Origin of the sequence: Halocalculus aciditolerans, assembly GCF_014647475.1 — an archaeon.
Classification (GTDB): domain Archaea; phylum Halobacteriota; class Halobacteria; order Halobacteriales; family Halobacteriaceae; genus Halocalculus; species Halocalculus aciditolerans.
This window is the reverse complement of the sequence record NZ_BMPG01000002.1, coordinates 586,964-599,999: the sequence shown is the minus strand read 5'-3', so window position 1 is coordinate 599,999 and position 13,036 is coordinate 586,964. Positions and strand designations below refer to the sequence as shown.

Here is a 13,036-nt window from a genome sequence, read left to right as displayed (position 1 = left end):
GGGGTACAAAGTTTCCGGAGAGCGGTAGCGTTTTACTCGCCCCGCGGAAGGGACAGGTATGGTTGCACTCGGAATCGTGGTGGCGCGGTTCAACCGACCGGTCACCGAAGAGATGGAGTCGGCGGCGCTGGACGCGGCCGACGCCGCCGACGCGGACGTCGCGGCCGTCGAGCACGTCCCGGGCGCGTTCGACGCGCCGCTCGTCGCGGACCGCCTCGCGCGGAGAGACGACGTCGACGCCGTCGCCGTGCTCGGCGCGGTCGTCACGGGCGACACGGATCACGACCAAGTCATCACCCGCTCGACGGCGCGCACCCTCCAGCAGGTGAGTCTGGACCGCGACAAACCAGTCACGCTCGGCATCACCGGCCCCGGGATGTCCGGCGACGAAGCGTACGCGCGGACGGAGAACGGCGCGCACGCCGTCGACGCGGCGCTCGACCTCGTGAACACGGGGGTGGCGGCATGACGGCGTTCGACTTCGCGCGCCGCGTCACGAACGTCGAACCGTCGGCGACGCTCGCCGTCAGTAACCTCGCGTCCGAGCTCGAAGCCGAAGGCGTCGACGTCGTCGACCTCTCCGTCGGCGAACCCGACTTCCCGACGCCGGAGAACATCGTCGACGCCGCCGAGGACGCGATGGAGGCCGGCCACACGGGGTACGCGCCGTCGAACGGCGTCCCCGAGCTCAAGGACGCAATCGCCGAGAAACTCCAGGGCGACGGGCTCGCCTACGAGTCCGACCAGATCATCGTCACGCCCGGCGCGAAGCAGGCGCTCTACGAGACCTTCCAGGCGCTCGTGGACGAGGGCGACGAAGTCGTCCTGATGGACCCCGCGTGGGTCTCCTACGAGGCGATGGCGACGCTCGCCGGCGGCGACATCTCCCGCGTCGACCTCGAACCGCACGGCTTCCAGCTCGAACCCGCGCTCGACGACCTCGCCGCCGTCGTGAGCGACGAGACGACCCTCCTCGTCGTGAACTCGCCGAGCAACCCGAGCGGCGCGGTGTTCTCTCGCGCCGCCATGGAGGGCGTCCGCGACCTCGCCGTCGAACACGATATCACCGTGATTTCCGACGAGATCTACCAGCACATCAACTACGGCGCGGAACACGTCTCCCTCGGCACCCTCGACGGCATGGAAGACCGGACGGTAACAGTGAACGGCTTCTCGAAGGCGTACTCGATGACGGGCTGGCGGCTCGGCTACCTCGCCGCCCCCGACGAGGTCATCTCGCAGGCGGGGAAGGTCCAGTCGCACTCCGTCTCCTCCGCGACGAACTTCGTCCAGCGCGCCGGCGTCGAAGCGCTCGAGAACACCGACGACGCGGTCGACGAGATGGTCGACGCCTTCGAGGACCGCCGCGACCTCCTCGTCGACCGCCTCGCCGACCACGGCGTCGACGTCGCCGTCCCCGACGGCGCGTTCTACCTCCTCCTCCCCACCGACGACGACGACCAGGCCTGGTGCACCGAGGCCTTAGAGGAGGCGCACGTCGCCACCGTCCCCGGCAGCGCCTTCGGCACGCCCGGCTACGCCCGCATCTCCTACGCGGCCAGCCAGGAACGCCTCAACGAAGCCGTCGACCGCCTCGCCGACGCCGGCTTCCTCGACTAACCCACCGCCCGCCCCGACTTTCTCCGCGCGCCCACGACATCGCCCGCGACGAGCGACGGGCTTGACGACCCGTTCGACGACGCTCGCTCACTCCCCCGAAAACCTTTATGAGTGAATTAGAATCGGCCGTGCGAACGCTTCTCCCGATTTCTCTTCGTTCCAGTAATATCTGAAACATATGCTGAATCCCTCAGAATGTGCGCACATTGTCGAATTCCCGGTGCTCACCGGGAACCCGTATAAATGCGTACCGGCTCCGGCCACCAGCTTCTTACGAGAGTACGAAGACGAATAGAACAGATGGATTCACACCGGAACGGGGGCGTGCCGGACGCCGACGGCCCCCTGACCATCACACCGTCACCGGCCGGGGTCACCGTGATAGACCCCGTCGAGCGACGCCGCTGCTCGCTGGCCCTCGCCGGCGACGGTGCCTCCCCCCACGCCACCCCCCACCCCCCCACTCCCGAAGCGACGGCTGAGAACTCGCTGTCTGCCAAACCCGAAAGTACCGACACCTCGCCGTCCGTCGAACCGGCGAGTATGGGCGACTTCGTCTTCCCGGTCGACACCGCCGTGACGGCGTCGACGACTTCGATTTCCTTCGACGACGGCGTCCCCGTCATCGTTCGCGACGCCGACGGTGAGACGGTCACGGAAGCCCGCCCGACGACGACGCGCTCCTTCGACGCCGGCACGTACAGCGTCGAGTTCTGCGCGGCGCTCAAACTCTACGTCCGCGTCGACGCCGGCTTCGACCTCGCCGTCGAACCCGGGCAGACGCGCCTCGACTTCGCGGACGAAACGACTGTTCGCATCGGCGCGCGCTCCCGGCACGAACACCCCGCGGGCACCATCACGACGACGACCGACCCCGCGGACGTGATGCGCGCCGTCTCCCTCCTCGGGAGCGCGCTGAAGACGACGACGCCCGAGCGCTCCTACCCGACGCTCCGCGGCCACCCGCCGCTCGTCGAGCTCGGCGACGAGTTCGACGCGCCCGACCACCTCGAACGCCCCGACACGGGCGTCCGCGTCGAAGTCCCCGCGGACTACGAATCGGTTTTCGTCGTCGCGCCGCTCGCCTACTACCTCGGCGCGGACGTCGTTCCGGGCGACGACCCGCGACTCGTCGCCGGCGACTTCACGCACTCCCTCGACCACCGCGACGGCCTCGCGGCGGGCGTCGAGGAAGCGCTCAAGCAGGTGTTCATCCTCGACTGCGCGACGCGGACCGAGGGGGTCTACGACGTCGACCTCCACGAGCGCGACGAACTCGACGCCGCCGTCGACCTCGACTTCCCCGCGCTCTACGACGCCGACGCGGAGGCGCGCCTCGCCGCGTACTTCGCCGTCCCCTTCGAGACGGTCGCCCCGCACGTGCCGGAGTGGAAGCAGACGACGCACGTCGCGCCGACGCCGGACAGCGTCGAACTCCTCCCGCACGTGGTGAACGACCTCGCGCTCGTCCGCCCGCCGCAGACGCGAGCGCTCGGCGACGCCGACGCGAAGACCGACGCCGTCCGCGACTTCATGCGGTCCACGGGCGCGTCGACGCCCGGGTCGGCCACGGCCGTTCCGCGCACCGTCCGCCCCGAACACACGCCGTCAATCGAGCAGTCGTGGATCGGCGAGGGCGCGCCGCTCGGCGCGAGCAAACCCACGCGGGACGCGTTCGAGAACGCGCTCGGCCGCACGCCCTCCGACGGCGACGTCGACGTCGCCGTCGTCTGCAACGACGACGCGATGAACGCCGAGGGCGACGTCGTCAACGACGCCTACGAACTCCGCGGCGACGTCGCGATGAACGTCACCGTCTACGAGCGCCTCCACACGGACGCCCTCCGCGACCTCCTCGCCTCCGACGTGGACTTCCTCCACTTCATCGGCCACATCGACGGCGAGGGCTTCAAATGCCCGGACGGCCTCCTCGACGCCCGCACCCTCGACGACGACGCGGTCGGCGTCGACGCCTTCCTCCTCAACGCCTGCCGGTCCTACGAGCAGGGCATGGCGCTCCTCGAACGCGGGAGCATCGCGGGCGTCGTCACCGTCCGCGACGTCGTGAACCGCGGCGCGACCGCCATCGGCCAGACGCTGGCGCGCCTCCTCAATCACGGCTTCCCCATCACCGCCGCGCTCGACGTCGCGGGCGAGGAGTCCTTCATGTCGAATCGATACGTCGTCGTCGGCGACGGCGGATTCTCCCTCGCCCCCACCCGCGGTCGCACCCCCGCGGTCTACGAGGTCGACGAGCACGCCGACGACACCTACACCGTCGGCATCGACGCCTACCCGACGAGCGACGCCGGCATGGGCAGCATGACCGTCCCCTACTTCGACGGGAACGACCAGTACTTCCTCAACTCCGGGCGCGTCAGCGAGTTCACGCTCGACCACGGCGACCTCATCGAGTTCCTCACCCTCCAGGACGTCCCGCTCCGCGTCGACGGCGACCTCACGTGGAGCACCGAGTTCGCCCTCGACGCGCTCTGAGAGGGTTTGACGCGCCTCCGTTCCGCTTCCCTCCGCGTGTTCTCCCCGTCTCGCGCGACGGAGTCGCTGCCGTGGCTCTCACCGTTCGGACTTCGCCGTCGAGGGTAGGAAGGAGATACGTACGTCCCGCGTGGCGCGGCGAGGCGGCGGAGAGAATGCGAAGAGAACGCCGACGGTCGGAACAGTCAGTGTGGGTCAGCCTTCGCGTTCGCGTTCGCGTTCAGGGACCGCTGATGGTGCCGAGGTTGCTGGCACCGAAGCGGGCGGCGCTGGAGAGGGCGAGACCGCAGGCGAAGAGCATGCCGATCGTCCGGGGGTGGGCTGCGAGATAATCAGTGTGCGTCGTCGCGCTCATCGTATATTCCTGTCCGCGAGGAACCCGTATAAACGAACTGGCCGTTCACCTCTGCGTATTCACCGACCCGCGGTATCGGGACCGGAGTTATCTGTTCTTGGTCGTTCGGTCAGTCCTTGCTCGGGGGTCGGAGGGCGAGCGCGGCGAACCCGGAGAGGAGCGCGAGGGTGCCGCCGAGGAGGAAGGTCGCGTCCCAGCCGAGGTCGGTGACGAGGAAGCCCGTTATCGTGCCGCCGAAGACGCCGCCCCACATCTTCCCGGAGTAGAGGAGGGCGTAGTTCGCGGAGGAGTTCTCGTCGCCGTAGTAGTCGCCGACGACGCTCGGGAAGAGCGTGTACTGCGGGCTCCAGAAGAACGTCGCGACGACGACGGCGACGATGAAGAGCGCGGCCATGCCGCGCACGCCGAAGTAGACGACGGCGTAGAGGCCGAGGCCGCAGAGCGCGAACGCGGCGGCCATGGCGTTCTCGCGGTCGACGCGGTCGGAGACGCCGCCGAGGACGAGGCGGCCGACGCCGCCGGCGAGCGGGAGGACGGTCGCGGCGAGCGTGCCGACGACGGGGAGGAGGCCGAGCTGGTCGTTGTACGCGACGATTTTCTCGGTGAGCATGAGGCCCGCGCCGGAGACGCAGACGAACATCGCGTACATCACCCAGAACTGCCAGGTGCGGAGCATCTCCCGCCACGTGAACTGGACCCGCCGAATCCCGCTGCTCTCGCCGTCATCGGTGTCGAGCCACCCGCTCGGCGGGTCGCGGAGGAAGTACGCGCCGACGAGGATGACGAGGAAGATACCGATTCCGAGGTTCCGGAGCACGCTGACGTAGGTGCCGGGCGGTGCGCCGGGGCCGAACTGCCAGCGGAGGTAGGGGACGAGCGCGGCGCTCCCGCCGGCGAACGCCATCGTCCCGACGCCGGACGTGAGGCCGCGGCGGTCGGGGAACCACTTGATCGCCGTATTTACGGCGACGGTGTAGACGATGCCGACGCCGACCGCGCCGAGGGAGTAGAAGAGGTAGACCTGCCAGACGCTCGTGGCGTAGGCGACGCCGAGGTAGCCGCCGCCGGCGAGGACGGCGGCGAGGTAGGTGATGGCGCGCGGGCCGTGTTCGTCGCGCCAGGAGCCGACGGGGAACTGGCTGCCGGCCTGGAAGATGACGAAGAGGGTGAAGACGGTGGAGAGCGCGGCTTCGTTGATTCCGATCTGTGCGGCGACGGGCTGGCGGATGACGGACCAGACGTACTGGTAGGGGCCGACGACGGCCATCATCGCGGCGGCGGCGAGGATGAGCCACCACCGGGAGTGCCCGAGCACCTCGCGGGCGCGGTCGGCGTGGTCGACGTTAGAACTCATACTATGCATCGTTCCAGTTCTCGGTCGGGGTAAAGCCCCGGCACGAATATATCGGGGTTGTCACTCATTAGCAAGGGGTGTCTGGTGTTCAGTGAGCGCACACGCCACGGCGGTCTGCCATCCACTACATGCCGTGCGACGTGATGTGCTCGCCCACCTCGTCCATCACTTTTCCTTCCGCGCGGACGAGGTGTTCCCACGCGGTCGTCGGCGCGATGCCGACGGCGTCGCCGATGTCCTTCACGGCGACGTCCGCGCCCGGCTCGTAGTAGCCGAGGTCGATGGCGACGGAGAGGACTTCCCGCTGGCGGTCCGTGAGGTCGTCGAGCATCCGGGAGAGCGCGAGGTGCTCGCGGCCCTCGACCTCCTCTAAGGAGACGTCGCGGAGGAGCTCGGCGGTGTTTCCGGCGTCCTCGATGGAGCCCACGATGTCGGAGAGCGAGTCGTCGTCGTCGAGGTAGAGCGTCCAGTGCTCCCAGCCGTCCTTGATGGTCGTCCCCATGCGGTAGTGGACGCCGAGGTCGGTGAGGCGCTGGGCGATGCTGTCCCACCGGTAGAAGTCGATAGTGACGCCGGCGAAGACGCGGTCGTTCGTCAGCGGGGAGAACGGCTCGACGTCGAGGACGGGTTCGGCGTTCCCGAACTCGTCGAGGAACGCCGCGACTTCCCCGGCGGGACCGGTGAGCTCGACGATGCGCTTCCGCTCGGCGGCGCTCCCGGTGAGCGAGGAGACCGACCGGAGCGTCACGTCCGGGTGGGCGCGGCTCACTTCGCTCTCCGGTTGGCCCTGGTGGCGGATGCGGAGGGTGACTTCGCGCATACGTGTAAGTGAGGTGCGTGTGAACTTACGCCGTTCGGTCGGACCCAAATATATCCGGCGACATGTGTATACAGTTCACATGGTAACGGGAGGGTGTAACACGCATGGCAGACGATAGCGAATTCACGGACGAGGCCCTCTCGGGCCCCGTCGTCGACCGTCGTACGACCGTCTCACTCCTCGGCGCTGCCGGTCTCGGCGCGCTCGCGGGGTGTTCCGGCGGCGGCGACTCCGGGGGGAGCGGGGAGACGACTACGAGCAGCGGTGGGGAGGAGACGACGACGACTGAGTCGTCCGGCGGCGCGCAGACCGGCGGCCGCCTGCAGGCCGGCTGGTTCACGGGCAGCATCGACGTGCTCGACCCGCCCTACATCAGCGTCGGCCAGTACTTCCAGGCCGCGGCGAACATCTTCAGCGGGCTCGTCACCCTGAAGGACGACCTCACGGTCCGCGGCGACCTCGCGAAGGACTGGGAGGTCACGAACGGCGGGAAGACCTTCACGTTCCAGCTCCGCGAGGGCGTGACGTTCCACAACGGCTCGGACTTCACCGCCGACGACGTCAAATACACGATTAACCGCACCATCGAGAAGGAAGCGCCGGCGGCGTCGAAGCTCTCGACCCTGAAACCCGTCGACGACGGCGGCGTCGTCGTGCAGGACGACTACACGGTGCAACTGAACTTCAAGCAGGCGATGGCCCCCGCGCTCATCTACCTCACGCGCGGCCCGGGTCGCGCGGCGACCATCGTCTGCCAGGACGCCATCGAGGAGATGGGCGAAGACCAGTACGCCATCACGCCCGTCGGCACCGGCCCGTTCGAGGTGGCCGAACACCAGGTCGGCAGCCAGCTCACCCTCGACGCCTACGACGACTACTTCGAGACGGACGAGGACGGGAACCAGCTCCCGTACCTCGACGGCGTCGACATCAAGCCGATTCCCGACCCGTCCACCATCGTCAACGCGCTCAAGTCCGGCGACATCGACATCGCGAACCTGATTCCGCTCCAGAACGTCGACAGCGTCGAATCCGCGTCCGGCGTCTCCGTCGACTCCGCGCCCGGCGTGAACTGGTACGGCCTCGCGATGAACCAGGAGCGCGAGCCCTTCGGCGACGTCGACGCCCGCATGGGCATCGCGAAGTCCATCAACAACGAGCAGTTCATCCAGGCCGCCTACTTCGGGAACGCCATCTCCGCGCAGGGCCCCATCAACAAGGCGACGAACTGGGTGTACCGCGAGGACAAACCCGACGACCAGGCCTACGACCCGGAGGCCGCCCAGCAGCTCCTAGAGGACTCCGGCGCGTCCGGCGCGTCCTTCAGCATCCTGACGACGAAGTCCAGCCTCCGCGGCGCGAAAGTCATGCGCCAGCAGCTGAACAGCGCCGGCTTCGACGTCGACATCGAGCAGGTCACGTCCTCGACGTACTGGGAGCGCTACGAGAACGGCGACTACGACGTCACCATCTCCGGGAGCGTCGGCGACCCCGACCCCGACCAGTCCCTCTGGAACTTCTACCGGAAGGGCGGCCCGTGGAACTGGACGAACTACGAGGACGACGAAGTCCACCAGCTCCTCGCCGACCAGCGCCGCGCGCTCGACCGCGAGGAACGGAAGTCCATCCTCCAGCAGCTCGAGGACAAACTCATCACGGACGTCCCGCACGCCTACCTCGTCCACCAGGACGACCTCGCCGGCGTCAGCGACTCCGTCCAGGGGTTCCAGCACATCCCCTTCCTCCGTAACTTCCACACGGTCTCGCTCTCCGAGTAACCACACCCCAAACCCTCTCTCTCTATGCGTCGATACATCGCTAAACGCGTCCTCCACGCGGTCTTTATCATGTGGCTGGTCGCGACGACGGTCTTCTTCGGCCTGCGCGCCATCCCGGGCGGTCCCGTCCGGACGATGCTCGGCCAGGAGGCCACGCCCGAGGCGGTTGCCGCGCTCCGCGAGCAACTCGGCTTGAACCAACCGCTCCCCGTCCAGTACGTCAACTGGATCACCGACATGGCGACGGGGCAGTTCGGACAGAGCCTCGTGAACGGGCAGGCGGTCAGCACCGTCATGTCGCAGGCCGCGCCGCGCACCGCGAGCATCGCCATCGTCGCTATCGTCGTCGGCCTCGCCGTCGCGATTCCGACGGGCATCGTCTCCGCGACGCGGAAACGCCAGCCCGTCGACTACCTCGCGACCATCGCCGCGTTCACCGGCGTGTCCGCGCCCGCGTTCTTCGTCGGCATCGTCCTCGCCATCATCTTCGGCGTCCAGCTGAACTGGCTGCCCATCGTCGGGTACACGCCGCTCTCCGCGGGCGTCGTCCCGTGGCTCAAGAGCATCATCCTCCCCGGTATCGCCGTCGGCCTGCCGTACGCCGCGGTCATCATGCGGATGATGCGCTCCAGCCTGCTGGAAGTCCTCGACAAACCCTACATGCGCACCGCACGCGCGAAAGGCCTCTCCGGGAACGTCCGCCTCTACAAGCACGCGTTCCAGAACGCCCTCATCCCCGTCATCACGGTCGCGGGCATCCAGCTCGCGCTCGTGCTCGTCGGGAGCGTGACGGTGGAGATCGTCTTCGGCATCAAGGGCCTCGGCCGGCTGCTCGTCGACTCGATGCTGGACCGCAACTACCCCGTGACGCAGGCCGTCATCCTCCTGGTGGCCGCCGTCATGGTGTTCACGAACCTCGCGGTGGACATCGCGTACACCGCAATCGACCCGCGTATCCGCTACGGTGATGAGCAATGACCGAAGAACACTCTCCCTCCGACGACCCGGGGACCGCGTCGAACAGCCCCGGCGTCGGCCCGAACACGCACGCAGAACCCGGCCCGCCGGACGTTCCGCCCGAGTACGAGACCGAGGAGTACATCGACGAACACGAGTCGCTCACCGAGCGCATCGTCGGCGGCCTCGTCTCCGACAAGATGGCGCTCTTCGGCGCAGTCGTCGTCATCGCGTTCCTCCTCGTCGCCGCGCTCGCGCCCATCGTCGCGCCGCACAACCCCGAAGCCACCTACGGCTTCATGCAGCCGCCGATGAGTCAGACGACCGGCGACTTCAACGGCGACGGCCAGATGGAGACCGTCACCCACTACCTCGGCACGGACTCCTTCGGCCACGACATCCTCTCCCGTCTCATCTTCGGGGCGCGCGTGAGCCTCCTCGTCGCGCTCGCGACGGTCGCCGTCGCGTTCACCGTCGGGACGACCATCGGCCTCGCCGCCGGCTTCTACGGCGGCCTCATCGACAGCCTCCTCATGCGCTACGTCGACTTCCAGTGGGCGTTCCCCGAGCTGATCCTCGGCGTCGGCATCATCGCCCTCTCCGGCGGGTTGGGGGTGACGAACGTCATCATCGCCATCGGCATCGCGTACATCGACGACTTCGCCCGCCTCATCCGCGGCGAAGTCCTCTCGATACGCGAAGAGGAGTATATCACCGCCGCGCGCGCGGTCGGCATGTCGAACTCCCGCATCATGTTCAAAGAGATTCTGCCGAACGCCGTCGCCCCACTCATCGTGCAGGCGACACTGATGATTCCGCTCGCCATCCTCGCCGAAGCGGGCCTGAGCTTCCTCGGCCTCGGCGTCAAACCGACGACGCCGACGTGGGGGCTCCTCCTCTCCGACGGCCGGCAGTTCATCAGCCAAGCGTGGTGGATCTCCATCATGCCCGGCATCGCCATCATGGTCGTCGTCCTCGCGTTCAACATGCTGGGCGACGGCCTCCGCGACATCTTCGACGTCAACGAAGGCGAGGTTGAAGACCGATGACTGCACAACATCTGCTCGAAGTCGACGGCCTCAGAACGGAGTTCTACACCGAGCGCGGCGTCGTCACGGCGAACGACGGCGTCGACCTCACCATCGACCGCGGCGAAATCGTCGGGCTCGTCGGCGAGTCCGGCAGCGGGAAGAGCGTCCTCGCGCAGGCCCTCATGGGCATCGTCGAGGACCCCGGCGTCATCCCGGACGGCGAAGTCAAGTTCCGGTCGACGGCGACCGTCCGCGAGCTCGCCGAGCGCTTCCCGAACGCGGTCGCGGACGCCGACGACCCGGACGCCGACGACCCGGACGCGTTCGTCGTCGTCGAAGAACGCGACGCGAGCGGCGAGATCGCTGCGGGATACGTCGACCTCGCGCACGCGTCCGACGCGGCGCTCCAGCACGTCCGCGGGAGCGACATCGCGATGGTCTTCCAAGACCCGATGAACAGCCTCAACCCCACTCTCACGGTGGGCGAACAGATCGCCGAGACCGTCCGTCTCCACCAGGACGTCGGCGAGTCGGTGAGTCTCGGCGCGGAGTTCAAGCGCAAGCTGTTCGGCGCGGCGAAGAACTCGCAGGCGTGGCGGCGCGCCGTCGAGATGCTCGAAGCCGTCTCCATCCCGGAGCCGGAGCGCCGCGCGGAGGAGTTCCCGCACGAGTTCTCGGGCGGGATGCGCCAGCGCGCGATGATCGCGATGGCGCTCTCCTGCGAACCCGACCTGCTCGTCGCCGACGAGCCGACGACGGCGCTCGACGTGACGATTCAAGCCCAGATTCTCGACGAGCTCGAAGACCTCAAGGACGTATTCGACACGGCCATCCTGATGATTACTCACGACCTCGCGGTCGTCGCGGAGACGTGCGACCGCGTGAACGTCATGTACGCCGGGGAGATCGTGGAGCGCGCGAGCGCCAGCGAGCTCTTCGGGAACCCGCAACACCCCTACACGCAGGGGCTCATCGCCTCGACGCCGCGGATGAGCGACCCCGACGCGGAGGTCGAACCCATCCCGGGGAACGTCCCCGACCTCGTCGACATCCCGTACGCGTGCCACTTCGCGCCGCGCTGCCCGGAAGCGACCCGGGAGTGCTACGAAATCGAACCGGACTTCCGCGACGTCGGCCGGACCGAGGGCCACGTGGCCGCCTGCCTCCGGCGCGGCGACGACGCGGACGCCCACCTCGAGGGAACGAGAGAAGTCGCCGAGACTGACGGCGGCCGTGTCATCGATGCGGACTTCGGAGGTGACGCGCAGTGAGCGCGGACAGCCCGATTCTCCGCGTGAACGACCTGAAGAAGTACTACGAGCGCAGCGGTGGCGTCCTCGATAGCGTCCTCGGCGGCCCCTCGGACGTTCGCGCCGTCGACGGCGTGGACCTCACGGTGCGCGACGGCGAGACGGTCGCCGTCGTCGGCGAGTCCGGCTGCGGGAAGTCGACGCTCGCGCGCACCGTCCTCAACCTCGAAACCGTCACCGGCGGGACCATCGAGTTCCGCGGCGACGACATCACGGGGCTCTCCGGGAGCGACATGCGGCCGTACCGCCGCGAGATGCAGATGGTCTTCCAGGACCCGCTCGCGTCCCTGAACCCCCGGAAGACCGTCAGGGATATCTTGACGACGCCGATGGCCGTTCACGACATCGGCGACTCGCAGGCGGACCGCGTGGAGCGCGCGAAAGACCTCTTAGAGCGCGTCGGCCTGAAGGACTCCCACATCGACCGCTACCCCCACCAGTTCTCCGGCGGGCAACAACAGCGCGTCGGCATCGCCCGCGCGCTCGCCGTCGAACCGGAGCTCATCGTCGCCGACGAGCCCGTGAGCGCGCTCGACGTGAGCGTGCAGGCACAGCTCCTCGGGCTGCTCGACGAGCTGAAGACGGAACTGGGGCTCTCCCTGCTCTTCATCAGTCACGACCTCTCGGTCGTCCAGCAGGTCGCCGACCGGGTCGCCGTGATGTACCTCGGTGAAATCGTGGAGGTCGCGCCGACGCGCGAACTCTTCGCGAACCCACAGCACCCCTACACGCAGGCGCTGCTGTCCGCGGTGCCGCGCATCGACCCGGACAACCGGGAGGACCGCGTCCTCCTCGAAGGGACGGTGCCGTCGCCGGCGAACCCGCCCGCGGGCTGCCGGTTCCACACGCGTTGCCCGCAGGTCATCCCCGGCGACGGCTGGCAGGGCAGCCAGGAAGCGTTCCGCGACGCGTTCCGCTTCCGCTCGCGCGTCGAAGCCGGCGAACTCGACGCCGAGGCGGCCCGCACCCGCCTCGAATCCGAAGGGCAGGACGCGAGCGACGACGCCGTCGCCGACTACCTCGTCGAATCGAGCCTCGACCACGAGGTCGACGCGCTCCCCGCCGACGCCGCGAACGCCGTCACCGAGGCGGCGCGCGCGCTCGTCGACGACGACGAGGAGCGAGCCGTCGACGTCGTGCAGGACGCGTTCCCGTCGCCCTGCGCCGGCGACCCGCCCGAAGCGTCCGTGATCGACACCGACCACACCGCCGCCTGCCACCGACTCACAGACGACTACCCCGACACCCCGGAGTAACCCTCACCGGACCCCCTCGCGCGGGGCGGTCGTTCCGCCCCGCCCGCACACCCACCCCC

The 13,036-nt window shown here is 68.4% G+C and carries 11 protein-coding genes; 8 read left to right on the top strand and 3 right to left on the bottom strand.

All coding sequences use genetic code 11. The annotated features are described in order from the left end of the window. Window positions 1–58: 58 nt before the first annotated feature. The 3 genes from ribH to IEY26_RS09665 all read left to right on the top strand — a co-directional run bounded on the left by ribH (window position 59) and on the right by IEY26_RS09665 (window position 4,116). A complete protein-coding gene (gene ribH / locus IEY26_RS09675; RefSeq protein WP_188978351.1) occupies window positions 59–469 on the top strand; it encodes a 6,7-dimethyl-8-ribityllumazine synthase in 411 nt (136 codons plus the stop codon). Beyond that, the gene (locus IEY26_RS09670) at window positions 466–1,620 is read left to right on the top strand and encodes a pyridoxal phosphate-dependent aminotransferase (protein ID WP_188978350.1); all 1,155 of its coding nucleotides are present in this window, start codon (window positions 466–468) and stop codon (window positions 1,618–1,620) included. The genes ribH and IEY26_RS09670 overlap by 4 nt, the downstream gene beginning before the upstream one ends. Before the next feature lie 300 nt (window positions 1,621–1,920). After that, a complete protein-coding gene (locus tag IEY26_RS09665) occupies window positions 1,921–4,116 on the top strand; it encodes a CHAT domain-containing protein (protein ID WP_188978347.1) in 2,196 nt (731 codons plus the stop codon). A gap of 220 nt (window positions 4,117–4,336) precedes the next feature. Here the strand turns inward: IEY26_RS09665 and IEY26_RS17670 are convergent, their stop codons facing one another. The 3 genes from IEY26_RS17670 to IEY26_RS09655 all read right to left on the bottom strand — a co-directional run bounded on the left by IEY26_RS17670 (window position 4,337) and on the right by IEY26_RS09655 (window position 6,645). Further along, a complete protein-coding gene (locus IEY26_RS17670) occupies window positions 4,337–4,471 on the bottom strand; it encodes a DUF7503 family protein (RefSeq protein WP_268239807.1) in 135 nt (44 codons plus the stop codon). Between the two features lie 109 nt (window positions 4,472–4,580). Continuing rightward, complete coding sequence (locus IEY26_RS09660) at window positions 4,581–5,825, bottom strand: OFA family MFS transporter (protein ID WP_188978345.1); 1,245 nt, start codon at window positions 5,823–5,825, stop codon at window positions 4,581–4,583. A gap of 124 nt (window positions 5,826–5,949) precedes the next feature. Next, window positions 5,950–6,645: a helix-turn-helix domain-containing protein gene (locus tag IEY26_RS09655; protein WP_188978343.1), complete on the bottom strand. Its 696-nt coding sequence runs from the start codon at window positions 6,643–6,645 to the stop codon at window positions 5,950–5,952. Window positions 6,646–6,749: 104 nt separating this feature from the next. Here IEY26_RS09655 and IEY26_RS09650 point away from each other — a divergent pair, with 104 nt between their 5' ends. The 5 genes from IEY26_RS09650 to IEY26_RS09630 are packed head-to-tail and all read left to right on the top strand — an operon-like array spanning window position 6,750 to window position 12,977. Next, on the top strand, window positions 6,750–8,423 hold the full coding sequence (locus IEY26_RS09650; RefSeq protein WP_188978341.1) for an ABC transporter substrate-binding protein: 1,674 nt from the start codon (window positions 6,750–6,752) through the stop codon (window positions 8,421–8,423). 24 nt (window positions 8,424–8,447) lie between these two features. Then, window positions 8,448–9,401, top strand: coding sequence for an ABC transporter permease (locus IEY26_RS09645; RefSeq protein WP_188978339.1), 954 nt, complete (start codon window positions 8,448–8,450; stop codon window positions 9,399–9,401). Further along, on the top strand, window positions 9,398–10,429 hold the full coding sequence (locus tag IEY26_RS09640) for an ABC transporter permease (protein WP_188978338.1): 1,032 nt from the start codon (window positions 9,398–9,400) through the stop codon (window positions 10,427–10,429). Before IEY26_RS09645 ends, IEY26_RS09640 begins: the two co-directional genes overlap by 4 nt. Next, window positions 10,426–11,682, top strand: coding sequence for an ABC transporter ATP-binding protein (locus IEY26_RS09635; RefSeq protein WP_326838280.1), 1,257 nt, complete (start codon window positions 10,426–10,428; stop codon window positions 11,680–11,682). Before IEY26_RS09640 ends, IEY26_RS09635 begins: the two co-directional genes overlap by 4 nt. Beyond that, entirely contained in the window at window positions 11,679–12,977 is a 1,299-nt protein-coding gene (locus tag IEY26_RS09630) for an ABC transporter ATP-binding protein (RefSeq protein ID WP_188978336.1), read from the top strand. Before IEY26_RS09635 ends, IEY26_RS09630 begins: the two co-directional genes overlap by 4 nt. Window positions 12,978–13,036: the final 59 nt, after the last annotated feature.

Bases quoted from the DNA above. Each gene is read 5' to 3' on its own strand.
- IEY26_RS09655 (WP_188978343.1), bottom strand. From the start codon at position 6,645: ATGCGCGAAGTCACCCTCCGCATCCGCCACCAGGGCCAACCGGAGAGC.
- IEY26_RS17670 (WP_268239807.1), bottom strand. From the start codon at position 4,471: ATGAGCGCGACGACGCACACTGATTATCTCGCAGCCCACCCCCGGACG.
- IEY26_RS09640 (WP_188978338.1), top strand. From the start codon at position 9,398: ATGACCGAAGAACACTCTCCCTCCGACGACCCGGGGACCGCGTCGAAC.
- IEY26_RS09665 (WP_188978347.1), top strand. From the start codon at position 1,921: ATGGATTCACACCGGAACGGGGGCGTGCCGGACGCCGACGGCCCCCTG.
- IEY26_RS09650 (WP_188978341.1), top strand. From the start codon at position 6,750: ATGGCAGACGATAGCGAATTCACGGACGAGGCCCTCTCGGGCCCCGTC.
- IEY26_RS09645 (WP_188978339.1), top strand. From the start codon at position 8,448: ATGCGTCGATACATCGCTAAACGCGTCCTCCACGCGGTCTTTATCATG.
- IEY26_RS09635 (WP_326838280.1), top strand. From the start codon at position 10,426: ATGACTGCACAACATCTGCTCGAAGTCGACGGCCTCAGAACGGAGTTC.
- ribH (WP_188978351.1), top strand. From the start codon at position 59: ATGGTTGCACTCGGAATCGTGGTGGCGCGGTTCAACCGACCGGTCACC.
- IEY26_RS09660 (WP_188978345.1), bottom strand. From the start codon at position 5,825: ATGAGTTCTAACGTCGACCACGCCGACCGCGCCCGCGAGGTGCTCGGG.
- IEY26_RS09670 (WP_188978350.1), top strand. From the start codon at position 466: ATGACGGCGTTCGACTTCGCGCGCCGCGTCACGAACGTCGAACCGTCG.